The sequence below is a fragment of the Cryobacterium roopkundense genome (assembly GCF_014200405.1).
GTDB lineage: Bacteria > Actinomycetota > Actinomycetes > Actinomycetales > Microbacteriaceae > Cryobacterium > Cryobacterium roopkundense.
Genome location: NZ_JACHBQ010000001.1, coordinates 3,167,156 through 3,192,138, shown reverse-complemented (window position 1 = coordinate 3,192,138; position 24,983 = coordinate 3,167,156). Strand labels below are relative to the sequence as shown.

The window sequence follows — 24,983 nt, the reverse complement described above, 5'->3', positions numbered from 1 at the left end:
AGTCAGTGCCGTTCACGGGCCCCATCGCCCATGGCCTGAATGTAGCGAAACAAACTATCCGGTGTCAACGAATTGTCGGCACGATGCGAGCTTCCACCCCACATCGGGGGCACTCCGCCGGCGTGGTCAAGGGCAGCGCCCGCAGAACATCCGCGAGTTGTTCCACCGGAAAGAAGTGCCCACCCGCAAACGTGCGGGTGTGGAACTGCACGCTCGTGTGGCGTGCCCACGCCGCCGCCCGTGCAGGAGGTGCCAGCCGGTCGTGCTCCCCATGCCAGGCATGCAGAGGCACCCCCACGGAGTCGTTGACCGGATCCGGTGTGTAGGACACGAGGAGACGGAGATCTCGTCGCAATCCCGGAACAAACAGTTTTCGCATGGGGTGCTCCCGTAAGGCGGTGTCGACAGCGCCCATCTCGACGAGGGCATCGAGCATGGCGTCGTCGCGCAGGTCGACAAGTGCGGCGAAGGCGCGACCGCTCAGCATATCGGGAGCCTGACTGCCCATGACGATGAGGCGTTCAGGGAGGTGCCCGCCGGCGAGCTGGAGCGCTCTCACGATTTCAAACGCGATCAGACCGCCCAGGCTGTGGCCGGCAAGCACCCAGCGGCCCGATCGAGGTGTGGCGGCAGCGAGCAGACGGGCGCTCGCCATCAGCGAGCCGTCGTGCAGCCGGGGCAGCCTCAGCAGGTCAACATGTGCGCGGTCTGCGAGGCCCTCGGTCCACGCCCTGCCCAAGACGGCGGATCCCCCGGCGGGAGGAATCAACACCACCTGCGGTCGGTGCTCCACAGACGTGATCATGAGGCGTTCCCTCGAGCGCCGGTGACCGCGCTGCCCCACCTTCCGTGGAGGCCCTCGCCGGCCAGAAGCGCGGTGCCCACCAGGAGACCGCGATACCCGACTGCCAGGAGTGCCGCGGCCGCTTCCGCCGAATCGATGCCACTTGCGCTCACCGGCAACGGAGTTCCGGTATCTCTCACGGCCCCGAAGAGGTCGTGGCTGCGGTCAAGGTTCGAGGGCCCCTGTTCTTTGTTGCGGATATCCCTGTTGTTGACGGCGATGACACACGATTCAGCCCGTGGAACGTCGTGGATTTCCTGCAGGGTCACGACTTCGACGAACGGTGTAAGCCCGAGGTCCAGGGCGTGGTTCACGAGAGCCTTCAGGCTGTCCCGGTGCAGCAGCTGGGCGGTCAGGAGCACTGCGGAGACTCCCGCCCGGTGAGCGGCCACGAGCTGCTCGCGGCGCATGAAGAAGTCCTTCTGCAACACGGGCCGGCTGGTTGTCCGCACAACCTCGTCGACGAGAGCCGCGTCGCCACCGAACCAGCGGCCCGACACGACCGAGATGCACGGAGCATCCGCTGCTTCGAACAGTCGCACCAGTTCGCTCGGTGAGCGGCCGCCGGTGAGGTCCGCGCCCGTGGCGGAGCGGCGCTTTACCTCCATGATCAGCGGTGTTTCCGAGCGAAGCACGGCAGCAATGAACGGCGAATGCGCAGAGCCGACCAGGTCTCGATCCGTCATGCGGGGGCACCTGCCGTCACCAGACTGCGTGTCGGCGAGGAACGTCCCCACGCGTCGACGATCGAGGCGATGCGGTCGATGTCGAGTGCGCCGTCTGCGGATCTCGCATTGGTGTCTACGTCGATTCCGTGCCAGCCCGGAAGGGCACGGACACGACCGAACTCTTCGGCCCGGTCGGAGTCGATCCCGCCCGCGATCAGAAACGGATGCGTCAGCTGGCCGGCAAATTTCTCCACCGTCTCGGGGCTGGACTGTGTGCCCGTACTGCCGATCTGACGGCCCGAGACGGTGTCGAGGATGTACTCGTCGACACCCGACCGGCCAAAGGCACCGAGGAAGGGCCTCTCCAAAAGGGTCTCGCCGTCAATGTGCAGCACCTTGACGAGCCGAGTGCCCATGGGCAGGCGGCGTCGCACGTCGGCGACCACCGCTGGTGACTGGAATGCGTGCAATTGCACCCAATCTGCCTGCAGCGCATCGCGCGCCTCCGCGATTGCCTGGGCGTCTGAGGAGAAGGTCACCAGGCACCGTTCGACTGCCGCGGCCGTGCGCATTCGCCGGAGGCCCGCGTGGTCAAGCGAACGGGCCGAGCCCGGCACGCCCCACCAGACCCCGGCCAGGGATGCCCCTGCGGAGGCGACAAGGTCCAGCTCGCCCGGGGTGACGAGTCCACATATCTTCACCACGAGGGCAGCCGGTGATCGGCGGTGGAGATCGTCGGTGCCCACGGTACCTGTCGCGTGGCCCACGAACGTTGTGCGCGCGGACGTCACCGCAGCCCCAGCATGGCTGCGACGCGATTGTACTGAATCTCGTTGGTGCCCGAGTAGATGGGGCCCGCCACGGCGTTGCGCAGATCTCGCTCGACTCCATGTTCCGTCAGGTACCCGCGACCGCCGAAGATCTGAATCGCATCGAGGCTCGACTGCAGGTTTCCCCGGCTCGTCACCAGTTTGGCCATCGAGATTTCTGCCGTGGCCGACATGCCGGCGTCGAGCTTGTCGGCCGCGGCGTGCAGCCACATGCGGGCGGAGTCGACCGCGATGCGCATGTCCACCACTTTGTGCGCGACCGCTTGATAGGTGCCGATGGGCTGCCCGTATTGGCGCCGTTCCCGGCACCAGGCGATCACGCGCTCCAGCCGACGTTGCATCTCCCCGACGTTGACGGTGAACGAGAAGAGAATCTCCCGCTCCATCACGTGGTCGAGCACCAGAAAGCCTCCTCCGACTCGGCCCACGACGCTGCTTGCCGGAAGACGGCACGACGTGAAGCTCAACTCCGCCAATGGTGTTCCGCGCAGGCCCATCGTTTCGAGGCGACGACCCACCGTGAATCCGGGGGTCGTGGCCGGAACCAGGAATGCGGTCAGGCCGAGTGGGCCAGGCGACTCTGCTGTGCGCGCATATATAACGTAGACATCGGCAATCCCGGCGTTGGTGACGAAACTCTTGTTGCCATCCAGCACAAAGCCGGTACCATCCCTGACAGCTCGGGTATTCATTCTCAGGGCGTCAGAGCCTGTCTCGGTTTCCGTGATTGCATGCGCTCCGATGAGATCGCCGGAGACAACCGCCGGCAGGTAACCGTGGCGCTGTTGATCGGTGCCGAATCTCGACAGCGCCACTGCCGTGCTGGCCATCGTGGTCATCGCGGCGAATGACAGCCCGGCATCGGGATTGAGGTAGCCGAGCCGTTCCAGCGGGGCCAGGCTCTCGGTCAGGGACAGGCCGAGGCCGCCGACCTCCGGTGAGAAGGGGGCGCCGAGCAGCCCGGAGGCCCGCACACGGTCCCAGCCCGTCCGGTCAAACTCTGTCTCGTCGTCCGGCCGGTCCGGGTGCTCGCCGAAAGCGTGGTCGAGGAAATCCTCGACCACGCGTGCCGGCGATTCGCCGATGGATGCGACGATCGTCATAGGAGCTGCCTTCTTAGTACTGTGAGTAGCCGGAGGCGTCGAGCTTGTGACTCTCGGTGCCGTTGATGGGCGGGTTGAAGATAGACACGAGGTGCATATCTTCCCGTTCTGACGCACGCAATTCGTGCGGGTCGTGCTCATTGAGCGCGTACAGGGTTCCGGGCACGATTTCATGCCGGGTGCCGTCGGCTTCGATCACGGACCCCGAACCTGAGAGGCAATAGCAGGCCTCAAGGTGTCGTCGGTACTGCAATTTGGAGCTGGTGCCGGCGGCAACAACCGTGTGGGCGACCGCGAAACCGAGGCCGTCCGATTCGTTGACGAGCCGACTGCTCGTACCGTTTCCCCAATCGACGGTGTTCACTTCGTCACGTTTTCTGATGAGCATGCGCTGATCCTTTCGTCAGTGTTGTGTGGTGCGGATGGTGGGGCCCGGTTCTGTTCCGGGCGTGATTCGGGGTGGATCAGCTTGTGGATGTTCGAGGTCCAGCGAGTCGAGGAACCTGGAGAAAGACCGCACGACATCGCCCTCACGCAGGCCACGTTCGATCGACTCCACGCAGGCCGTGCCGATGATTGCCGCATCGGCACCCGCCCGGCGAACGGCCGCCACATCCTCGGCGGTCGCGATGCCGAAACCGACGGCGATGGGCGCAGCCGTCAGAGAGCGGATCCGTGCGATCGAGGCGTCGACTGACCTCAGGGCATCCGCGGAACGCGTGCCGCTCCGTCCGTAGCGGGCGACGAGGTACACGTAGGCACTGGCCTCCCGGGCTGCAGCCGAAACGGTCTCGTCAGTGGATGTGCCGTGATAACACGTGGTCACGACAGGCAGGTCGGCTGCGGTCGACGCGTCGAGAAAGGGGGAACGCAGCACGGGAGGGAGGCCGTGAACGAGCAGGGCGTCGGCGCCGGCGGCGCGCACGGCACTCACGGCTTCGCCGAGGTCGCGCCGTTTGAGGGAATGGCTCCAATCCACGAGGAGGGCGATCCTGGTGTGGGTCGTCACGGCACGCAGCCGGCTGACGAGCGCCAACGCACTCGACAGGTCGACCTTCTGGTGCAGGGAGCGGTCAGCGCTGCGCCGAACGACGGGCCCGTCCGTAAAGGAGTCGGGGAACGGCACGGCGAGTTCCAGACAATCGACACGGGCCTCGTCCATCATCCGCACGATCTCGACCATGGTGTCATCCGGCGGGTCTCCGGCGTTCAGAAATAGCACAACTCCCGATCGGTCGTGGGTGGGACCGGCGAAGAATGCGCGGGGCTCGGGCGCGGTGAGCACGTCAGACACGAGCACCGGCCGGCTGAACGGTGACCGGGGAGTGGAGCGCGCCCAGCAAACGGCTCGCAGCGCCCGAGGCCACGCTGGCCGTGGCTCGGGCGTAGGCGGAAGACAGATCGTGCTCCGCACCGCTCGCGAGAATGACCACCGCAGCGTTGAGGCACAGCGTTTCGGTCACGGCCACGGCGAGGGTCCCGGCCAGCGCTTGGGCGAAGTGTTCGACCGCGTCGTCGGGATCCGCCGGAGCAAGGTCATGGAGCGACCCTCGCCCCGAGGTGAGAGTTCCTGGCACGATCACGTGCGCCTGCCCGTCCGGAGCCAGAATGGTACTGCGGCAGATGCTGAGAAGCTCGTCGGCACCGAATTCGCTGGAGCAGATCCACAGCGAACGAGTCGGGTCCGCTGACCCCAACGCCCGGAGAGTCGCCGTAGATGCCCGCGACGAGCGCCCGGTGACCAGTGCCCGCACGGGAATCCGTGCCGCGAACGGCCCGATGACGTTCAGGAACGCCCCGAACTCTTTCATGCCGACGGGCACAATGCGTCGCGCCAGCCGGGTGAACTCGGTCGGATACACATGTTGGCCGGCGAAGGCGATGCCCGTCGCTGCGAGAGAGCCCTGCAGGTCGGCGAGCGAGGTCGTCGTGGGGATACCGGCGCGGCCAATGAGCTCGGTCGATCCCAGCGATGACGTGTACGCGCGTGAGCCGCCTTTCACGACCGGCACGCCGCTGGCGGCGGCGACGAGTGCCGCGGCCGTCGACAGATTCATGGTCGGCGGGCCACCGCCGATGCCCACGATGTTGACGGCCTCGATGAGCCTCTCCGGTGCGGGGCCGGAGATTGACGTCACGAAGGAGACGAGGGTCTCGTCCCGGGGGAGCTCGCGGGAGAGTGCGGTGAGCACGTCAACGAATTCTGCGGGGTCACTGGCATTGTCGGCGACGCGCTGCCAGAATGCGGCCCACGCGGTGACGGGAACCGGCGCGTTCTCGGCCAGCAAGCCCAGCAGGTCCAGAACGCCCGGCACGGTGCTCATGGCAGGTCGTGGCCGGAGCGCGGGCGCTCCACGAACTCTGCGATTGCCTGGAGGCTACCGAAGTTGACCGGGTCGAGATCGGTGTCGTCGATGCCGACCTCGAAATGCGTTTCGAGCCAGGCAATGAGCTTGAGGAGCCCCAGGCTGTCGATGATGCCGCTGTTGAGCAGGTCCATCTGCGTGCTAATGCGTGCGGGGTCGGTGCCCGGCAGAAACTCCTCGATGATGTATTCCCGGATGGTGGTGATGACCGCCGCGGTCCCGGCCTCCGAGGAGTCCGTCCCTGCGGTGGGCGGAGCGATCTCGCTCACGGTGTGGATGTTGGTTGTCATGTCAGTTCCTTTCCAACGTGCCACGAGCAGCGAGAAGCGCACGTGGTCGGTCGATTTTTCCTGTGATGGTCATGGGGAATCCGGAGTCGGTGAGGTGGAATTCGGAGGGAGCGCTTCCGCGGGCGAGCCGGTGGGCAGAGAAGGACCGCAGCTCGAGCAGGTCCACGTCGCTCGGCGTCGCCCGCTGAACCACCACGACGAGACGATTACCTTCGACGACATCGGGTTCGGCAATGGCCGCTGCGGCGGCAATTCCCGGATGGCTCTGAAAAATGCGTTCCACGTCGGCGAGGTCAATGGCGACACCGCGTACTTTGACCCGGCGGTCCATTCGTCCGAGGAGGTGGGTGGGAGCATCGGGCTGCCGGTCCACGAGGTCGCCCGTGCGCACGTAAACCCGGGGGCCCTCCGCGGTGCGGAATGTCACGAAGACGGTGGACGTTGTCACCGGGTCGAGGTACCCCTGAGCCTGGAAGGGCGTGCTCACGAACAACTCACCCACGCCGAAGGGGGACACTGAGCCGTCGTCACCTCGTACGAGCACGCGCACACCCGGCAGAGGCTGGCCGATCGGCAGGGCGCGATCGACCTGTTCCACATCGCGGATGACGTGGAGGAAACTGTCGTTAGTCTCTGTCATGCCGTAGATATTGACGATGCGCGCCACCGGGAAGGTCTCACGCAGCTCAGCCACCGTTGCGTGGTCGACTCGATCGCCGGTCAGGATCAGTGTTCGCACACCAGTCATCCGTCGCCCTCGCGCGCTCGCCAGCATGAGGGTGAAGAATGTCGGGACTGCCTGGATGACGTCGACGGCGTGCTCCTCGACAAGATCGAGCACCTGGCTGCCAAGCACGGCGCGTTCCGGCGGAACCAGCACCACACATCCTCCGTTCGCCAGGGTGGTCCACACCTCGAGCAGGGTGAGGTCAAAATTCAGGGGTGAAAGATTCAGCAGCGTGCTGGCGGGGCCCAACTCGAATTCAGCGGTCGCCCAGGCGACGAATCGATCAATGGCATCGATCTGCAGCGGAACCACCTTCGGGGTGCCCGTGGTGCCGGAGGTCGTGAACAGCAGGTCGCCGCCGCGCACGCCGGCGACCTCTTCGTCGTCAGGTTGCGAGTGGTCGGCGTCGGAGACCGTTGTCGCTTCCCCCCGCGTTCCGGGTTCAATCCGCGTGCGAATCCCGGCGGTGCGCATGACGGACAGCTGTCGCTCGGTCGACATCGTGGGCGCGAGGAGCAACGCCGGCCGCTCAACGAGCAGGGTGCCCAGGATCAGCGCAATGGTGCGGGCGCTCTTGTGGGCGATGATTCCGATGCCCGTTCCGTGGGGACCGGGCAGACCGGCAGCCAGGGACTGCGCGAGGCTGAGGAGCTGGGCGTAGCTGAACACGCGGCCGTCGTCGATCACGGCGGGGGCCTGCGGGGTCTCCTGCGCGTGGGCGAGGATGCGCCGAGCGAGTGGCAGGTTGCCCGCGTTTCCGTCCTCTTCTTGTCCGATGCGCGAGTTCATGCGCGCACGTGGGGCGCGATTTCGAGCCACGCTGACTTGAGTGCCAACGCGGGGCCCGTGTGTACCCGCAGAGCGAACAGTCCCGGGGTGGCGCACTCGCTCAGCTCGACCGTCACGTCCGAATCGCAGAGCACGGGGGCCGAGAAGCGCACTCCGAGTGCGCGCAGGCGACCGATGTCGCCCTCGGCGAGGGCATCGGAGGCGATCTCGCAGGCAATGGCCACCACGCTCATTCCGTGCGCTATCGTTCCGGCGAAGCCGGCGGCGCGGGCTGCATCTTGGTCCACGTGGATGGGGTTGTCGTCACCCGAGACCAAGGCGTACTGCGCGCTGAAGCCGGCCGAGACCCTCGCCGCCCGAATGAGCGGCAGGGTGTCGGTCACCACGCGGAGCGGTGGGGATTTCGGGGCGGAGGTGATCGGCGGCACGGTGACGCCGCCGACCAGGATCTCCGACACCGAACTCGCAATCGTCGCGCCGCCCGGGGCAACGAGAATGCTGTCCACCCGAACCCGGCTGCCGCGTGGATCATGGCGAACCTCGCGAATTGCGCAGTGAACGCTGAGGTCGTCGTGCCCGTCGAGGGGCGCGTGCACGCGGAGCTCTTGGGAGAGATGAACGATGAATTCGATGCCGGGGATTCGGGTGTCGAGAAACCTTCCCAGTTCCGGGTGGATCAGCAGGAAAGCGGAAACGGGGTTGAGGTCGTCGTCTGTGCCCGGCCGAAGGGGCTGGGGTGCGTGGATGGCTGATCTCACTAGCCTGCGGAGGGGGTCGGCCGGCGCGCTGGCCGGCGATGCCGCGGTGGATACCTCGGCAACGGGGGCCGAGAGCTGTGCGCTTGTCATGTTGTCTGCCTCACTACGAAGAGTCATGCCACGATGAGGCACGCGTTGTGCCCCCCGAAACCGAACGAATTGCTGAGTGCGGGTGCCACCGGTATGCGCCGCGGGGCGCCCGCCACGATGTCCAGGCCGATCTCCGGGCCGGTGATGTCGTGGTTGGCCACCGGCGGCACGGTTCCTCGCCGGGCCGCGAGAAGCGCGGCCACCGCTTCCACGGCACCGGAGGCCCCCAGGAGATGGCCGGTGACCCCTTTCGGCGCGGTCACGGGCGGTACCGACGCGTCGCCGAACACTCGTCTGATTGCGAGGGCCTCGACGGCGTCGTTCAGCCGGGTCGACGTGCCGTGCGCGTTGATGTGGCCGATGGCTGACGGGGCCAGATCAGCGTCGCGCAGCGCAGAAGTCATGGCGCTGACCGCTCCGTCGCCCTGCGGATGTGGCCTGGAGAGGTGATGGGCATCGGAACCCGATGCGTATCCCAGCACCGAGCCATAGATACGGGCGCCCCGAGCCAGAGCGTCGGTCTCACGTTCGAGCACCACGAAGGTCGCTCCCTCCCCCATCACGAATCCATCGCGGGCCGAATCGAAGGGCCGGCAGGCGCGTCCAGGGTTACCGGTGTGTGCCGAAAGCGCGCCGAGAGCGGCGAACGCGGCGAGTGTCACGGGCGTGAGTGTCGCCTCGCATCCGCCGGCCACCACCACATCCGCTGTGTCCCCGCGGAGGAGAGCGGCACCGAGGCCGATAGCGTCCGCGCCGCTGGCGCAGGTCGTGGCAATGGTAAGCGCCGGCCCCGTCGAGCCCAGGGCCATCGAGATGGCCACGGCAGCGGCATTGGGCATCGTGACCACAGGCATCAGCGGGCTAACGGATCGGGGGCCGCCCTGGGCAAAGCGGATGCTCTCGGTATCGCTGGTTGTGCGTCCCCCGACCGCGTTGCCCACCAGAATCGATGTTCGCCCGGGGTCGGTCTGCGGCGATCCGGCATCGGTGAAGGCATCGAGGGCGGCGGTCAGGCCGAACCGGGCGAACGGATCCAGGCGTCGAAGCTGTTTCTCGGAGACGCCTGCGGGCGCCGGCGCGACCGGCACCTGGCAGCCGATTCGGATCGGGTGCGCAGATGCGTCGAAGCGGTCGATGAATTGTGCAGTGGACTCCCCGGTCAGGAGGGCGTCCCACAGCGAATCGACTGTATTGCCCGCCGGCGTCAGCACGCCGATTCCTGTGATGACGACTGCCCCGCGTGTCATTCGCCGGCCGGAACGCGCTGTTCGGCAGCGGCGACGAACGCCTCGATTGCGGTGTCGATGTGCTCGGCGGAGTGCGCCGCGGTGATCGCGATGCGCAGGCGGGCCATGCCGTTGGGCACCGCAGGGGTCACCACGGGCAGCCCGACGACGCCGTGTTCGCGGCACGTCGTGGCGTAGTCGTAGGCCTGTGCGTCCGTTCCGATGATCAGGGGCACGATCGCGGTCGTGCTCTGCCCGATATTGAACCCTGCGTCGGCCATAGCGGTGCGGAAACGGCCGGATTCGGCCTGGATGTGCGACACCCGCTGTGGCTCGGCATCGAGAATGCGGATGGCCTCCGCGGCCGCGGCGGTCTGGGCGGGAGCGAGTGCGGCCGAGAAAAGAAACGGCCGCGCTCCGTAGCGAAGGTGGTAGATCAGGTCGGGAGTCCCTGACACCCAGCCTCCCATCGAGGGAATGCCCTTGGACAGGGTGCCGAGCTTGATGTCGACGCGCACGGTGCGGTCGTAGTGCTCCTCAATTCCCCGCCCTGTCTTTCCGATGACGCCCAGCGCGTGCGCTTCGTCGACCATCAGGAGCGCCCCGTGGGCATCGCAGACTTCCCGGAGGGCCGGCAGGGGGGCAACATCGCCGTCCATGGAGTAGACGCTGTCAACGATCACGAGGCGAACGCCGTCGGTTCCCGCAGCACGCAGTCGTGCGTCAAGATGGGCCGGGTCGTTGTGACGAAACCGAGTCACCGTGGCGCCGCTGAGCTGGCAGCCGTCGACGATGCTGGCATGGTCGAGCTTGTCGACGAAGACATGGTCACCGGCGCCGCACAGTGCGCCGATTGTGCCCACGTTGGCCGCGTAGCCGGAGCTGAATGCGAGGGCGGCCTCACGCTCGGTGAACCGGGCTATTTCGCTTTCGAGATCCTGGTGGAGGGGAGTGGTCCCGGCGAGAGCGCGTACCCCGTGAGCCCCCGTGCCGTACACGTCCACGGCTGCGTTGACGGCCGCGGCCAGGCGCGGATCCCCGGCCAGTCCGAGGTAGCTGTAGCCCGACATCATGAGCAGTCGCTGGCCCTCGACGTCGACGTACGGCGTGCCCCCGATCGGAACGTAGGGCATGAAGCTGTTGCGACGGTGGGGGGTGGACTCGAGCATTCCCACGCGGCGTCGAGTCGCCGCGAGCTTTTTCTCGAGGGCGTCTAAGGACGCGCTTCGAGGTGCGGCTCCGGGGAGAACGCTGGGGTCATCAGTGCGTGTGAGTACGGTCATGGGCCTCGTCCTTCGTACGGTGAATCGTGACTGGTTCTTATGTAACGACGTGTACGCAAGGCGAGCGCAATAATGACAATCGTGGTGCGAGGGGAGCGCAATATGCCGATGGAGCAGCGGTGCCCTCGATTCACCCGGCTCGATAGATGCGGGGGCTCACTCCGTAGTGTTTCTTGAAGGCCGTGCTGAAGCTGAACGGGCTCGCGTAGCCCACTTGCTGGGAGATCGCGCTCAGTGTGAGGGTGGGATCAGTCATCAGATCGGCAGCCAGCGCCAGCCGCCATTGCGTCAGATAGGCGATGGGGGGAGTGCCGACGGCCTCGTGGAAGCGCCGGGCCAGGGACGCACGCGAGCTGGCCACGGATCGGGCGAGGGAATCGATGGTCCAGGCGCGGTCGGGATGCTCGTGGATGAGGTCGAGCGCCCGCTTGGCAATGGGGTCGTGGGCAGAATCCATCCAGGTCGGTCGCGTCTCTCGAACCGTGGCCGACCAGGAGCGCACCGTCTGGATCAAGATCAGGTCAAGGAGCCGGTCGAGCACGCTCGATTGTGCGATTCCGTCACGGGTGATCTCATCGGCGAGCACGCTCACCATGGAGCTGTCCGCATTTCTCACGACGAAACTCGACGGCAGGGCCGACAACAGGATCTTGCCGACCTCGCCTGAGCTTCGAAATGTGCCCACGAGCAGAACGTCTTCACCGTCGAGGTCATTCCCCCAGGTGCGCACGCCGCTTGCCAATTCATCTTGCAGGTCGCGTCCGTCGGGTCCCGTGCAGGCCTGTTCGGCTCCGATATGCACGGTCGGTGCCAGCCCGAGTTCGGATGACAACAGGTACGGAACGTCGCCACACACCACGAGTACGTCTCCGGCAGCGAGTTCCTCAGGTTCGGCGTTCTCACGTCCAACCCAGCTGTGACCGCGCAGAACAGCCACCACGGTGAGGGGCGCGCCGTCCGAGACATCAATGGACCACGGGGGGCTCATCGTGACCTGGAGGAGGAACGCGTTGCGGGCGCGAGGCCCATCTAGAAATTCTGAAAGAGGGTCCATAGTCAGGAGAATAGACGATCGCGCATGTATGCGGGTAAATACTCCGTTATTCGCGTAGATGTGTGAGCCTGTTAGAGTTCGACCCTAAACCTGATGCAAAGGACCCACACATGCTCGCCTCGCGCATTCTTTCCGGAGCGGCCGCGCTCGCGGCCGGTGTCACCGCCGGCGTGTACACGGTGTTCTCCGCCAGAACCATGCCCGCGCTCGCCGAACTGCCACCGGGAGAGGGCCTGGCACGGATGCAGGAATTCAATCGCAACGCGGAGCAGGCCCCGTTCATGGCCTGCTTTTTTGGTGCCGCCGTGCTGAGCGTTGTGGCCCTCGTGGCGGAGGTGCGTAAGCCGCGCTCGACCCGCTCGCGGTATGTGATCATCGGCGGCGTGCTCTATCTGGCCGGGTTCCTGCTCACGATCCTGTACCACGTGCCGCGCAACTATTCCATTGCTGCCCTCGACGCCGGCTCGGCCGGTTCCGCAGCACCGTGGGCCACCTTCCTCAGCGAATGGACCGCGGGCAACACTGCGCGCGCCGTGCTGTCAACCATAGCCACTGTGGCTTTCGTGTGCGCTACGGTGCCGGCCCTCCGCCCCGATGTTAAGCGGCAGCGCACCGCACCCCGGCCGACTCTCCGGTAGCAGCGGACAGCACGGCCAGCACGAAGAAAAATCGACAGGGGGGCGTCATGGCAGGACCAGTTCGACTTCAGTTGCTTGGCGAGGTGGGCATTGTGGGTGCGGACGGCGACTTCATGTCGCTCAGTAGCTCGCAGTCTCAAATCGCTGCTGCTCGACTCGTCTTGGAGCGTCGTAGATCCGGCACGAGTCGACGCGAACTCGCCTCAACGATCTGGCCAGACGAGCTGCCGGACACCTGGGCTTCCGCGCTCCGGAGCGTCATCACCCGCGTGCGGCGTCTCGTCGAAGAGCTCGGGCCTGAGGCGTCACTGGAGTCGGTGGGGGGACGCTATATTCTGCGCCTTCCGTGCGCCGTGCGCATCGACCTCGAAGACGCCCTGCACGGGCTTGCGCAGGCGCGAGACGATCTCGCCGCGGGGCGGCTTTCCACGGCTCGGGCGCTTGCTGCCGCGGCAATTTCAGCCTTTGGCAACGGTTTCCTGCGTGACCACGAATCGACGTGGGCCAATACAGTTCACCAGCAGCTCGCCGATGCTCTGGCCGATGCGCACGACATCGCAGCACGCGCCGCTCTGGCAGACGGCGATCCGGCGGCCGCCCTCGTGTCTGCCCGGGCGCTCATCGAATCGGCCCCGCTTCGGGAAAGCGGTTATCGGTCCATGATGGAGGCCCACCTCGATGCGGGCAACCGGGCCGAATCGCTCGCCGTGTACGCGCGGCTCCGGTCGATACTCAGCGATGAACTCGGTATCGATCCCGCCCCCGAAACCGAAGACGTGTACTTTCGCATGTTATCGGCGGGATCTGACGACAGCCGTGCCCCTGAGTCACCGCGAGCGCACGGTGCGCCCACCCGCCCGTTCGTCGCGCGTGGTGGCGTGATCACGGAGCTGGTCGAGATCTGGCGCGCGGTCATTCCCGGTAGCCCGGCGCTGACGCTGATAACGGGCGAACTCGGCCTCGGCAAGACGAGCGTGGCTAACGAGTTCGCGCGCACGGTGATGAGCGGCGGCACGGCCGTCGTGGCGTGCGTCGGCCGGGCCACCGACCGGCGCCGGTCCGCCATCGTCGACGCTGTCGCCCAGCTGCTCCCCACTCTTACCTCCTCGGTGCGCCTGCAGGTCGAACCCGTGCTCGGGGACGCCCAGCGCGCCCTCACCGACGATTCGCCGATTCCCATCGGCCCCCTCGTTTCCGTCATCTGCAGGGTCGCCCGGGGTGGGGCCCTGGTCCTCATCATCGATGATGTGGACGAGGTCGACCAGACGACCCTCGAAGTGCTGCACGCGCTCTTTCTTCGTGATCCCGCAGCCCAACCCTGCGGGCTTTTCGTTCTGGCCACGGCTGAGAAATCCCGCCTCGATTCCACCGCTCTCAGGTTCCTGCACGAAATCGAACGCGAGGGCTCGGTGCGCCGAATCGATCTGCCGCGGTTCGGGCTCGTTGACGCGCATGAGTTCATCTCCACCCTGCCGGCGGTCGCGCAAGAGAATGCAGCCCAATTGGGCAGGCTGCTGACCGCCTCCGGCGGCAACCCCTATTTGCTGGCCCGCCTGGTCGAAACGGATTCCCGTCGCCACGATCTCCTGGCGACCCTCGTCGGCGGGCTGCGCGACTATACCCGCATCCGAACCGCGGATCTCGCTCCGTCTTCCGCCCGATTCCTGCGCGTTGCCGCAGTCGCCGGACCGGCCTTTGACGCGGAGTTGGTGGCTCGGGCCGCCGAAGTCCACATCAACGAGATCGCGCTCGTGCTCGATGAGCTCGTGCGTTCCGAGCTCATCAGCGCCGACGACGTCAGCCCCTGCTCACCAGAGGGGCTTCGGCCGGAAGAATATCGGTTCCTGCACGGCGCGATTTGCGACACCGTGTACTCCGACCTGCCCAAGACCGAGCGAGTGCGGTTCCATCGCCGACTCGCCGAGGAATTGGGCCAACGGGGGTCCCTGGTACTTCCGGAGTCGCACCGGGTGCGCGGCCCCTGGGGGATCGGCGCGATCTCGGTCGCGGACAGCGCTGACCCGGCGATCGAGTCTCGCTGGCACGCGGCCGAGCAGGCGACTGACAACGGAGACCTTGACGGTGCCATCCGGCTCCGGCGAGACGCCCTCGATCTCGTGCCGCCCCATGACGAGAGCCTCCGAGCCCGCGCGCTCAGCCTCCTCGGTGTGGACGAGCTGCGGGCCGGGAGCCCCCACGCGCGCATGCACCTGATGGAGGCGACCATGCTCGGGCTCGGCTCGAACGCTGTCGGTGTGGCCCTGGCGGCGGCGTCCAGGCTTGTCGATGACCTCGCCATCGATCCGTCACTGGCTGACGATGCGCGTTCCACGTGCCAACAGGTTCTCGACAGTTTGCGACTCCTCGGACTGCCGGCACTCGCCGAGCAGAACATCGAGCGGCCGCTCGCCCGCTTTCTGGCTCGCCACGTGCGTTTCGAGGCGGGTGTCGTTGAGCCGGATCTGATGCGCCGCAGTATTGGAACTCTCACGGAGCTCACCGAAGAAGTGGGTGATCCGCTGCAGGCCGGTACGCGCATCGAGCTGGCGCGCGAACTTGGGCACCTGGCACGCCGGGTGGGCGATCCCGAAGCGCTCGTGTTGTCCGCCCACCATGGCGCGTCCGGTGCGGCGATCCGTCAGTGCCCCGACGAGACCCGAGAATTCGACGGGGTGTGGGCTGAGGCCATGCGCATGCACCCCACGCCGGAAAAGTACACGCACCTGTGGGCAGAACGTCACCTGGTCGCCGCGACGAACGGCGTGCGGTCCGCGCAGCCGTCCGTGTCGCCACCTATCCAGGGCCGAGACATCGCTTCCGCTCTCGCCGGCGATCTCCTGGGGCGTCAGCGGCTCGTTGCACGTTGGCTGGGTTTTCGAAACCCCGATGCCTGGTCATCGAGCACATCGTCTGCTCACGGGCTGCGGGCCGCGGACGCCGGGCTGTCAGACGTGCTGGCTGGCCGGGCGTCCGCGGCTCGATCCCGCCTGAGAATGATGCTGAGTGCCGGCGGACCCTTCGCCGTGGATGACGCCTCGTTGCACGACGCGGCGGTCATGGCGATAATCGCAGTGGATTCCAGTGAGCCCGACCTGATCGGGCAGGTGCGAGAGAAGCTGCAGCCCTTCGCCCTGGTCTCGGCCGCACACGGGTACCGAACGTCGGTCGGCCCCGTGTCGTTCCACCTTGCTCGACTCGCGATGGCCGAACACGATCTGGACGATGCCGAGCGGCTTCTGATATCGGGCTTGACGACGGTCTCGCGAGCTCGCTCGCGCGTGTGGGTGGCGGTGCATCAGCTCGGCATAGCGGCGATCCTCGATCGACGACGCACCAGCGGCGATGCCGTTGCCGCCCAGGCCTTTCGCGAGGAGGCCCGCCGAATCATCGACCCACGGATTGTCTCGCTGTCAGTGTTTGACGCGGTGTGAGCGCTGGCGGGAGCGTGACCTCGTCGATCCCGGCCTGACCGAGGCGTTTGCGCAGTCGATCGACAAGCGCGGGTGGCTGGCCCACTGCGCCGCAGACCAGCCGGATGCCTCCGAGCCGTTGATCGCCCAGCACGCGCTCCAGCAGAATCTGGCTGAGCGGATCGAGGGAGTCGATTCCCGTTGCGACGATGAGAGCGGGCCCGTTGCTCGCGATAGTTCGCAGGAGTCGGTCGATGAGGTCCAGGCGGTCGCTTCCCCGGTTGCGATAGCGGCGTCGGGCAGGGAAGCCCGAGGACAGGGCCACATCGACCTGGCTGGCGAGCTCGGGGAGCGTGTGGGAAATAGCCGCCCACTCGTGGGGGAGCTCGTTTGTGGAGAGGGTCGCCCCTCGATCATGAGCATAGGTGGAGATGAGTTGGACCACCCCTGACAGCACTGGTCCGCTGCCGCCACCGGCGTGTATTCGCAGCACGTGCGCGCCCCGGGCGTGCGCGCCGAGGGCGGCTCGCGCGACTGCGACCTGCAACGAGCCCTCGTCTTCGGCCACGAAGCACGTGATGCGAGCGTCGTCGACCAGGTCAGGGTCGACGTACTCGACCTTCGAGAACCCGCCCGCTCCGTGCACGCTGCGGCGTGCCCATTCCAGCCGTGGGCAGAAGCTCACCCGGCTGGCCAGATCCGTGGCGCGAATGTCGTACACGATCGAGCCACGGTCGACGCCCTCTCGTTCACCGGAATCGATCAGGTCGAGTCCTGGGCCGAGAAGGGATCCCGCGACGAGCCCCACCTCGGCCCCCAGAAGGCACTGCCCGGGCTTGGCCATCGCCAGTATGAGCGCGACCCGTTGCAGCACCACGCACTCAGAAGCTGTCAGGTCTTCTGCCCCGATCGAGCCCAGCACAATAGCGGTGCGGTGCCCGGCGCCGTCCATGGGCCCGCCCGCCACGGCACCGACCGCGAGGAGCACATCGAAGACGCTGGAAAACCTGACACTCACGATCACCTCGGCACCGTCGCCGCTCACGCATGCCAGCCGATTACCACCCAGGCGGCTCCACTGCTCACAGTGTCGTTCTGCCGACTCCAGCGACGGGCAGCTGACCATGGCGACCGCCGCGGCGGTGCCAGGCGGAAGCACGATGGCATCGAAGTGGTCGACGGATGCGGTCTGTGCGGCGACGGCGTTCATGGGTGGGCTAGGCCCAGACGCCCGTGGCGGCGGCCGCCTCGGCGTACACCCGGAAATCGCGGGGCGGGCGGCCGATCGCTCGCTCGACTCCGTCGGTGAGGCTGGCGTTGCGGCCGTCGAGGATCACCGTGAAAAGTTCCACGAAGTCTTGCGACAGTCCCTCCTTCTCCAGAATGGCGCCGTATTCATCGGGGGTCACGGGCTCGTACACGATCGACCGCCCGGTCGCCGCACTCAGTTCCTGAGCGACGTCGTGAAAACTCAGCAGGCGCGGGCCGGAGAGCTCGTAGGTTGCGCCGTTGTGGCCGTCTTCGGTGAGTGCAGCCACGACGACGTCGGCGATATCCTCAGCATCGACGAAGGGCTCCACAGCCTCACCGGCGGGGATACTGATGACTCCCTCGCGCACGGGCTCGAGGAAGAAGCTCTCATTGAAATTCTGGTTGAACCAGTTGCAGCGCACGATGGTCCACTGCGCGCCGGCAGCCTGCAGGGCGCGCTCGCTCGCCAAGGCTCCTTCTTCGCCGCGGCCCGACAGCAGCACGAGCCTCTCGACCCCGGCGTCAACGGCGACCTGGGAGAAATCCGCGATCAGGTCGGAAACGCCCGGAAAGGCAAGATCGGGGTAGTACGTCACGTAGGCGGCTTTCATGCCGTGAACTGCGGCCGCCCAGGTAGTTCTGTCCTCCCAGTCGAAGGGGGGAGTTGCCGTGCGAGAGCCGACGCGCACGTCGATTCCTTGATCGCGCAGCCGTTCGACGACTCGACGACCGGTTTTTCCCGTTCCACCGATAACTAGCATGATGTGCCTCTTCCTTGTCTGCTCCTGCGCTGTGCGGTGCGGGTTTCCCGCCGCACTTTCAATAGAAGCGAACAACGACGCAGTACGGAATGCGTCAGCCACTCACGGCCATAAGAGGGCGTATCGCATCCGTCCCGCTTCAGGCGGCGGAACGCATGATGGCCAGGATGGCAGCGGCCAGTTCTCTGGGCGCTTCGACCGGCAGCGCATGCCCTCGGCCCAACAGCTCAATGGGCCCCACGAGGCCCAGCTCGCGTGCTGTGGCACGAACGTCCCGAGGGGGCAACGTCTTGTCTTCACTGCCCCCCAAAACGGCGACGGGCACGTCGATTGCCGGTAAGCGATGCCGAAGGTCGGCAGCGCTGGACGCGGCGAAGTATGCCGATCTCACGGGGGCGGCGGTAGCCGCAAAGGCACGCGCAACCGAGAGGCGACCCGGAAACGTGCGGCCGGGGCCCATCGTGCGGGAGAGGATGAATTCAGCGCCGCGCGCGGACCTCAGCGCCCAGCCGAGGAGGCTGCTGCCGATGACCCAACGCTCCACGAGAGAAATCTGGTCCTGTCTGGCCGCTGACGAGGCGAGTACGAGGCCACGGAGCCCTGCCGGCCGCCGGGCGGCTATCTCGAGGGCGACCAGGCCGCCGCCCGAGTGGCCGACCAGCACGAAATCGGTCTGCCCGAGTGAATCGATGACGATTTCTATGTCGCCGGCCAGAAGGTCCAGGCTGAGCACTGCTCCGCTGATCGCCGTCGCACCGTGACCGCGGAAGTCCGGGCACACCACCGGCACTCCCTCCGCGATGAGTTCGGCGGCGGTATCAGCCCAGAGCTGGGCGTCAGAACCCCAACCGTGCAGGAGCACGGCATGAACGGCCGTCGTGGGGTTGTGTGGCGCGATGCGGGTTACATGAACGGATGCTCCGTCTTGAGCAACGACGAAGGAATCACTCCGCACAGTGTCGATCTCCGACGGAAGCGCCGCGGTGTCTCGGGCCGGATTCGCGACCTCCGATCCGGAGAACACGGCCGCCAGTCGCTCAAAGGCCACGCGCACGCCCTGCGAATGCTGCTCTCCCACGTCGGTGAGCCGGGCCAGTGTGCGCACCCATCCTTGCGGTTCGGCTTCCATCGTGAGTGCCAATTTGGTGGCCCGCCCTCCTGCGAGCGGCTCCAGGTCGAAAGTCCACTCGCCGCGAAAGCATCCGCTCACGAAGTGCATTGCGAGTGTGCGGTTCGTCACCGATTCCCGAGTCGTCGCGACGAAGCTGAGCACCGGGCCCCGCGAGGTTCGACCGTTCGGGCGCACCTCCACGCGTACGCTGGAACCGATTCGGTCGAGGCCGGCCGCCAGCGGCACGAACGTGTTGTTGGGTAGCCACCACTGTGCCGCGCCCGAGAGTTCGGCGAGGAGCTGGGCCCACACCTGGGCGGGAGGAGCCTCCAGCTCAACCTCGTCCCGAACCGAGTAGTGCGGTGCGCTCATCGGAAGAAGCCCTGGCCGGGCGTGAGCACTCCGTCAGGGTCGTACCGTCTCTTCAACTGCTTGAGCTTCGTGTAGGTCTCGGAGCCGAAATGCGTTTGCCAATCGCCCACGGTCATGCGCGGCACCGCACCGATGATGTACCGCTTGCCGCCGAGGGCCACGACCCGATCGAACATGGTTCGATTGCGCTCCAGCATCATGGCGATTTCAGCAGCGGGCTCTGCCGGGTCGGGAAACGCGAGCAGGTCGAAAAAGAACGCGACTCCGTCGGGCCCGGCCGGCACCTTGAACAGCGGCGCCGTGATGGTGGAAGGGTCGAGAGGCGACAGGAGGCAGAAGCCCGCCCCGAGATCCCTCGCCCGCAAACCGGGCAGCACATCGGCCAGAAACGCCTCCACCTGGTCGCTCGGAATCAACAGGCTCACCCACGGCTTGCGTTGTCCCCAATAGCCTCCGGCGAGGAGGTCGGGCACCAGCGGTTCGAGGCGGAATGCCCAGTCTCGATAGGGAAGCGCGAAGCTCGCGCGGTCACTGGCCACATCTCCCAGCTGAAGGACGATGTCGTCGACGTTCGGGGCCTCCGCAGTGGAATGGTAGCTGCCCAGCTCGATCGCAAAGCGCCAGCCGGAGTCGTCAGCGTTGCGGATGATGGAGCCGGAATGGTGGTCGAAGCGCCGCGACGCCATGATGAGCTTCTGGTCGTCGACGAATCGGGTGAGATCGTCGTAGTAGAACATGCGAATCGTCGCGGTCGACTCTGCCGGCACGAGTTCGAGCTCGACCTTGGTGATGATGCCGACCTGGCCGCCTCCGGCGAGTGCGGCCTGGAAGAGGTCCGCATTTTGATGCGCCGAGGCCCTGACAGTGTCGCCCTTTCCGGTGACAATTTCCATGGACCGCACGATGTCGGCCGAGAGCCCCACCCTCTGCACGTTCCCGCCGATGCCACCGACGGAGATCGTGCCGCCGACCGAGAGCTTGAGGTAGTCGGGAAGGGTGGACACCGTGGAGCCGATGGCCAGGGCTGCCGTCACGACCTCGGCCCAGGTTGCACCCGCACCGACCACCGCTCGCGTCGCGTCAATGGAATGGATCGAGGAGAACGACCGGGCATCGATCTGAATACCGCCCTCCGTCAGCGCCTGGCCGTAGCTCGAGTGGGATTCGAGCAGCCCATCTTCGCCGCTCTGCCCGTTCACAGCGATCGCGAGGCGGTTGTCGCGGGCGAATCTGATCATCGTGGCGATATCCTCAGTGGAACCCGGGCGCAAGACTGCCCAGGGCGTGGCCGCGATGAAGCCGCCAAAGTCGTGATCGAAGTCTCCGAGAGCGGACTTCTCAAGTGTGCCGTCCAGCCGGGGTACGCGGGAATGCCGCGGACCGGCGTGCGCTGTGTCGCCCGTGACCCAGCCGGAGGCCAGACTCCAGCCCACGATGGCAACGCCCCCGGCCAGCAGCACGGAACGGCGGGACAGCGTGCCGGTGGGCGTCGGTTCGGCAGCGGATGCTTCGGCGTTCGGGGTGAGATCAGTGGCCTGTGCGGGGTTATGACTCTTCATCGGGCTGGACTTTCCATGGTGAGGTCTCGTGCTCGCGCAGAGACGGTGGTCAGGCGATACTCGGAGGGGTCGAAATGGTGCGTGAGGCGGCTGTAGCGGGTGGTTGTCGAGGGCCAAATTGACGAGTTGCGACCGGAGGCGTCGGCGTACCAACTGGCGCAGCCGCCGTCTTGCCAGACCGTTCCGGCGAACCGCTCGCGAACGGTGGCATCGAAGCTGTCCTGCACGTCGCGTCGCACCTCAACAGAGGCGACGGAGCGTTTGTTCATCACGGCGAGCGCTGACAGCAGGTAGCCGATCTGCGCCTCGATCATCACCGTTTGCGCGGAATGCCCGAGCGCCGTGTTCGGTCCAAGCATCAGAAACAGATTGGGGAAGCCTGCCACTGTCGTGCCGAGATAGGCGGCGGGCCCGTTCTGCCAGTGCTCCGCGAGAGTGCGGCCGTCGGCATCTTCGATGAGCCGGGCGACAGGTCGCTCCGCTGTGTGGAAGCCTGTGGCAAAGACGAGCACATCAATCTCGCGGTCGTCGTCGCCCGCGATGACCCGTGTTCCGTCGAGGGCCGTGACGCCCGTGGTGACCACGCTCACGTTGTCGCTCGCGATTGCCGGGTAATACCCGTTGGAGAACAGCACTCTCTTGCAGCCGGCCACGTAGTCGGGCGTGAGAGCGGCGCGCAACGGCCCTTCCGGGATCACGGCATGCAGGTTCGAGAGCGCCGAGCCTTGCAGGGTCTTCTTCATCAGTTCGGGTTTCGACAGCAGGGCGACGACAATTTCTCGACCGTACTTGTTGAAATTCCGCCGGAATCTCTGGTACCCGGGTGCGTTCCGGCGAAGCCACACTTCTCCGGCGCCAATTGTCTTGTCGGGTTTGGGAGCGACCCACGCCGGGGTGCGTTGGTAGATCGTCAGACTGCCGACGAGCGGTTGGATACTCGGAATGATTTGGATGGCGGATGCGCCGGTACCCACGATTCCCACGCGCTTGCCCGCGAGGTCAATCGACGGATCCCACCGAGACGAATGCATGATCTGGCCCTCGAAGCCCGCAATGCCGGGCAGGTCCGGCAGGGACGCCTCGCTGAGGTAACCGGTGCCGAGTACCAGCACGTCAGCCGTCCACTCACCCTGCGAGGTCTGAATTCGCCACAGTTTGCGGCTGTCGTCCCATCGGGCGCGTTCCAGGGCATGGCCGAAACGGATGCGGCGACGCACGTCGAACTGCTCGGCGGCGCGCAGCAGATACCCGAAGATCTCGTCCCGCTTTCCAAATGTCGACTTCCACCCGGTGTACGGCGCGAACGAAAACGAATAGAGCAGCGACATGACATCGCACCCGGCCCCCGGGTAGATGTTGTCCCGCCAGGTGCCACCGACTTCATCGGCTCGCTCGAAAACGACGAAATCGTCTTCGCCCTTCTGCGCCAGCCGAATGGCGGTGCCGAGTCCTGAGAAGCCCGCCCCGATGATCGCCACCCGCGTGTGCGGCGTACGCCGCGAGTCCGGGCTGGACGCCGGTGCGTCCAGCTCCGGGTCAATCGGCCGGTGCAGTGATTGCTGTGCCACGTGAAGTCCTCTCGTTGGGAAGACGCGAGTCATCGGTCGACCGGGTCCGTTTTCAGTGTGTCCCCGGGGCGCAAGCAAACCGCAAGGGGGTGCCGTCGCCGAACGACAGGCTCACTTGCGTCGCGATTGCGCAGGCCGGCTTACCGTGTTACCGGCCGCGAGGCTACTTCCAGGGCCGGCTTTTCCGGCCCGCCAGCTAACAGACGAAGAGGAAAACATTATGATTCCATCCCTCGAAGACCTCATCGAGCAGATGAAGGCCGTCTCCGGTGCGCTCACCATCGATGCCGACGTTCCGCTGACTGACATTGCCGACGTCGATTCCATGGATTTGATGGAGTGGTTGTACGGCTTCCAGTCCGCGAACCCTGACGCCGGCGCCGACGCGAATGTGTTCGACAACGAAGACAGCCTGCTCACAGTTCGTATCGTGCACGAGCGCCTCACCCTGCTCGTGACCGCTGACGCGGTGGGCTGAGCCATGTCGACGTTTCAGATCGCGGGCTGGGGATCGGCCTTGCCGGAGAAGGTTGTGACGAGCGCCGAACTGGCCGTCAAGTTCGGGGTGGACGAGGACTGGATCGTGAGCCGCTGCGGAATTCGGGAACGGCGCTGGGTGGAAGCGGGTCAGACCACCGCTTCGCTGGCGACCGATGCCGGGCGGGCCGCCCTGGATCGGGCAGGCCTCAGCGGTGCTGATGTGGCTCACTTGATCGTCGCCACGGCGACTCCGGAGCAACCTTCCCCGGCCACGTCTGCTTTTGTTCATCACGAACTGGGGATCGCGGGAAGCGCGCACGACGTGAATGCCGAGTGCGCGGGATTCGTCTACGCGCTCATCATGGCCGCGGCGCTGATGCGGATGGATCCGCGGCCTATCTTGATCATCGGCAGTGACACGCATTCGCTGACCACGAACCCGGAGGACCGGGATCTCGGTATCCTGGTGGGCGATGGCGCGGGAGCCGTGGTGCTGACCCCCGGGGTGGACGAGTGGCTCCTGGGCTGGGACATGGGCGCCGATGGCAGCCGCACCAACAGTCTCAAGGTGCTGGCGGGAGGAAGCCGGCTGCCGACCAGCGAGCAGACCGTGCGCGATGGTCTGCACTACGCGCAGATCAACGGAAATGAGATCTATCTCAACGCCGTGCGCCTCACCATCGGCACTGTTCGGCGCACCTTGAGTTCCGCCGGTGTGGATGTTGCCGACATTGATGTCGTCATCCCGCACCAGGCGAACATTCGCATCATCAAGTCCATTGCTGAGCACACCGGCATGGTGCAGGAGCAACTGTTCACCAATCTCGACCGCTACGGCAACACGGCGTCGGCCTCGATTCCAATCGCTCTCACCGAGGCGATCGAATCAGGCCGGGTGACCGAGGGCGATGTCGTGCTTCTTGCGGGGTTCGGCGCCGGCATGACCTGGGCGTCGATGTTGTTGCGCTGGGGCGGAACGAAGGTGGCCGCATGAGCGGAGGGGAGCGGGGCTCTCGTCGAGTGAGCCCCGTCGCGCTTGTGACGGGCGGCTCCGGCGGATTCGGGCGTGCCCTCGCCATTCAGCTCGACGCGTTGGGTTTCCGCGTTGCGGTGCATTACAACTCGTCGGAGGCCGCAGCGCGCGAGACCGCCGAGCTGCTCACCAACAAATCGGTCGTCGTGAGCGGCGACATTGCGTCATGGGCGGATTCCTTCCGTCTGCACGACGAGATTGTGCAGGCCCTAGGCCCTGTCGACGTTCTCGTGAACAACGGCGGGGTGCGGCATGATTCGCTCATGGCCATGCAGGATCCGGAGCAGTGGCGTTCCGTGATCGACACGAATCTGTTGGGAGCTTTCCACATCAGCCGACTCTGTCTTCCCTCGATGCTCACACAGAGATGGGGACGCATCCTCAACATCGTGTCGCCGTCGGCATTGATCGCGACCCCGGGACAGACGGCGTATTCGGCATCGAAGGCCGGATTGATCGGACTGACCCGCACGCTCGCGGCGGAATGTGCCGCGCGCGGAGTCACGGTCAACGCGCTGTCCCCGGGTTTCATGATCACGAACATGACCGAGGGGCTGCCCGACAAGGTGAAGGACGGCATCCGTGCGAAATGCCCGATGCGGCGATTCGGCACGACCGACGAAATCGCACGATCGGTAGGCTTCTTCGTGGAGACGGATTACATGACGGGTCAGGTCGTGAGCATCGACGGCGGTGTGTCAATCACCTGACCGACCGTGGCCGGACGGCGCTCGAACCGTCCGGCCGGATCGCGGTGGCGATCACTCCCGAT

At 66.1% G+C, this 24,983-nt stretch carries 23 protein-coding genes; 5 read left to right on the top strand and 18 right to left on the bottom strand.

Going from position 1 to position 24,983, the window contains the following annotated elements; all coding sequences use genetic code 11:
• Positions 1-64 precede the first annotated feature (64 nt).
• From BJ997_RS14895 to BJ997_RS14835, 13 genes are all read right to left on the bottom strand, one after another.
• Positions 65-805, bottom strand: a complete 741-nt coding sequence (locus BJ997_RS14895) for a thioesterase II family protein (protein ID WP_035834694.1) — start codon at positions 803-805, stop codon at positions 65-67.
• Positions 802-1,530 carry a beta/alpha barrel domain-containing protein gene (locus tag BJ997_RS14890; protein ID WP_035834695.1) on the bottom strand — a complete coding sequence of 243 codons (729 nt, stop codon included), beginning with the start codon at positions 1,528-1,530 and terminating at the stop codon, positions 802-804. Before BJ997_RS14890 ends, BJ997_RS14895 begins: the two co-directional genes overlap by 4 nt.
• On the bottom strand, positions 1,527-2,303 hold the full coding sequence (locus tag BJ997_RS14885) for a phosphoribosylanthranilate isomerase (protein WP_052541847.1): 777 nt from the start codon (positions 2,301-2,303) through the stop codon (positions 1,527-1,529). The genes BJ997_RS14890 and BJ997_RS14885 overlap by 4 nt, the downstream gene beginning before the upstream one ends.
• Positions 2,300-3,445: an acyl-CoA dehydrogenase family protein gene (locus tag BJ997_RS14880; RefSeq protein WP_052541848.1), complete on the bottom strand. Its 1,146-nt coding sequence runs from the start codon at positions 3,443-3,445 to the stop codon at positions 2,300-2,302. Before BJ997_RS14880 ends, BJ997_RS14885 begins: the two co-directional genes overlap by 4 nt.
• Positions 3,446-3,458: 13 nt before the next feature.
• Positions 3,459-3,833 carry an ectoine synthase gene (locus BJ997_RS14875; protein ID WP_035834696.1) on the bottom strand — a complete coding sequence of 125 codons (375 nt, stop codon included), beginning with the start codon at positions 3,831-3,833 and terminating at the stop codon, positions 3,459-3,461.
• 15 nt (positions 3,834-3,848) lie between these two features.
• Positions 3,849-4,745, bottom strand: coding sequence for a tryptophan synthase subunit alpha (trpA, locus tag BJ997_RS14870; protein WP_221243976.1), 897 nt, complete (start codon positions 4,743-4,745; stop codon positions 3,849-3,851).
• Positions 4,732-5,769: a hypothetical protein gene (locus BJ997_RS14865; RefSeq protein ID WP_052541849.1), complete on the bottom strand. Its 1,038-nt coding sequence runs from the start codon at positions 5,767-5,769 to the stop codon at positions 4,732-4,734. Before BJ997_RS14865 ends, trpA begins: the two co-directional genes overlap by 14 nt.
• The gene (locus tag BJ997_RS14860) at positions 5,766-6,101 is read right to left on the bottom strand and encodes an acyl carrier protein (protein WP_084140972.1); all 336 of its coding nucleotides are present in this window, start codon (positions 6,099-6,101) and stop codon (positions 5,766-5,768) included. The genes BJ997_RS14865 and BJ997_RS14860 overlap by 4 nt, the downstream gene beginning before the upstream one ends.
• 1 nt (position 6,102) lies before the next feature.
• Positions 6,103-7,617 (bottom strand): AMP-binding protein, encoded by a 1,515-nt coding sequence (locus BJ997_RS14855; RefSeq protein ID WP_052541850.1) that lies wholly within the window; start codon positions 7,615-7,617, stop codon positions 6,103-6,105.
• On the bottom strand, positions 7,614-8,492 hold the full coding sequence (locus tag BJ997_RS14850) for a MaoC family dehydratase (RefSeq protein WP_084140973.1): 879 nt from the start codon (positions 8,490-8,492) through the stop codon (positions 7,614-7,616). Before BJ997_RS14850 ends, BJ997_RS14855 begins: the two co-directional genes overlap by 4 nt.
• On the bottom strand, positions 8,489-9,712 hold the full coding sequence (locus tag BJ997_RS14845; protein WP_035834698.1) for a beta-ketoacyl-[acyl-carrier-protein] synthase family protein: 1,224 nt from the start codon (positions 9,710-9,712) through the stop codon (positions 8,489-8,491). The genes BJ997_RS14850 and BJ997_RS14845 overlap by 4 nt, the downstream gene beginning before the upstream one ends.
• The gene (locus BJ997_RS14840; protein WP_084140974.1) at positions 9,709-10,974 is read right to left on the bottom strand and encodes an aminotransferase class I/II-fold pyridoxal phosphate-dependent enzyme; all 1,266 of its coding nucleotides are present in this window, start codon (positions 10,972-10,974) and stop codon (positions 9,709-9,711) included. Before BJ997_RS14840 ends, BJ997_RS14845 begins: the two co-directional genes overlap by 4 nt.
• Before the next feature lie 130 nt (positions 10,975-11,104).
• Complete coding sequence (locus BJ997_RS14835) at positions 11,105-12,028, bottom strand: AraC family transcriptional regulator (protein WP_035834700.1); 924 nt, start codon at positions 12,026-12,028, stop codon at positions 11,105-11,107.
• 110 nt (positions 12,029-12,138) lie between these two features.
• On the opposite strand from BJ997_RS14835, the gene BJ997_RS14830 reads away from it, so the two are divergent.
• Together BJ997_RS14830 and BJ997_RS14825 are read left to right on the top strand one after the other, a co-directional pair.
• On the top strand, positions 12,139-12,666 hold the full coding sequence (locus BJ997_RS14830; protein ID WP_052541851.1) for an anthrone oxygenase family protein: 528 nt from the start codon (positions 12,139-12,141) through the stop codon (positions 12,664-12,666).
• A gap of 47 nt (positions 12,667-12,713) precedes the next feature.
• Positions 12,714-16,097 (top strand): ATP-binding protein, encoded by a 3,384-nt coding sequence (locus BJ997_RS14825; protein ID WP_052541852.1) that lies wholly within the window; start codon positions 12,714-12,716, stop codon positions 16,095-16,097.
• On the opposite strand, the gene BJ997_RS14820 is transcribed toward BJ997_RS14825, so the two are convergent.
• The 5 genes from BJ997_RS14820 to BJ997_RS14800 all read right to left on the bottom strand — a co-directional run bounded on the left by BJ997_RS14820 (position 16,051) and on the right by BJ997_RS14800 (position 22,698).
• Positions 16,051-17,286, bottom strand: coding sequence for a hypothetical protein (locus BJ997_RS14820; RefSeq protein ID WP_035834701.1), 1,236 nt, complete (start codon positions 17,284-17,286; stop codon positions 16,051-16,053). The genes BJ997_RS14825 and BJ997_RS14820 overlap by 47 nt on opposite strands.
• Positions 17,287-17,293: 7 nt before the next feature.
• The gene (locus BJ997_RS14815; protein WP_035834702.1) at positions 17,294-18,088 is read right to left on the bottom strand and encodes an NAD(P)H-binding protein; all 795 of its coding nucleotides are present in this window, start codon (positions 18,086-18,088) and stop codon (positions 17,294-17,296) included.
• A 139-nt stretch (positions 18,089-18,227) separates the two neighbouring features.
• Positions 18,228-19,571 (bottom strand): alpha/beta fold hydrolase, encoded by a 1,344-nt coding sequence (locus BJ997_RS14810; RefSeq protein ID WP_052541853.1) that lies wholly within the window; start codon positions 19,569-19,571, stop codon positions 18,228-18,230.
• Positions 19,568-21,130: an FAD-binding protein gene (locus BJ997_RS14805; protein WP_052541854.1), complete on the bottom strand. Its 1,563-nt coding sequence runs from the start codon at positions 21,128-21,130 to the stop codon at positions 19,568-19,570. Before BJ997_RS14805 ends, BJ997_RS14810 begins: the two co-directional genes overlap by 4 nt.
• Entirely contained in the window at positions 21,127-22,698 is a 1,572-nt protein-coding gene (locus tag BJ997_RS14800; RefSeq protein WP_201771682.1) for a flavin-containing monooxygenase, read from the bottom strand. The genes BJ997_RS14805 and BJ997_RS14800 overlap by 4 nt, the downstream gene beginning before the upstream one ends.
• Positions 22,699-22,918: 220 nt before the next feature.
• Between BJ997_RS14800 and BJ997_RS14795 the strand changes: the two genes are divergently transcribed.
• Genes BJ997_RS14795 through BJ997_RS14785 form a run of 3 tightly spaced genes read left to right on the top strand, consistent with a single transcriptional unit; the run spans position 22,919 to position 24,921 of the window.
• Complete coding sequence (locus BJ997_RS14795) at positions 22,919-23,176, top strand: hypothetical protein (RefSeq protein WP_201771683.1); 258 nt, start codon at positions 22,919-22,921, stop codon at positions 23,174-23,176.
• 3 nt (positions 23,177-23,179) lie between these two features.
• Positions 23,180-24,172: a 3-oxoacyl-ACP synthase III family protein gene (locus tag BJ997_RS14790; protein WP_035834703.1), complete on the top strand. Its 993-nt coding sequence runs from the start codon at positions 23,180-23,182 to the stop codon at positions 24,170-24,172.
• Complete coding sequence (locus BJ997_RS14785) at positions 24,169-24,921, top strand: 3-oxoacyl-ACP reductase family protein (protein WP_035834704.1); 753 nt, start codon at positions 24,169-24,171, stop codon at positions 24,919-24,921. Before BJ997_RS14790 ends, BJ997_RS14785 begins: the two co-directional genes overlap by 4 nt.
• Positions 24,922-24,983: the final 62 nt, after the last annotated feature.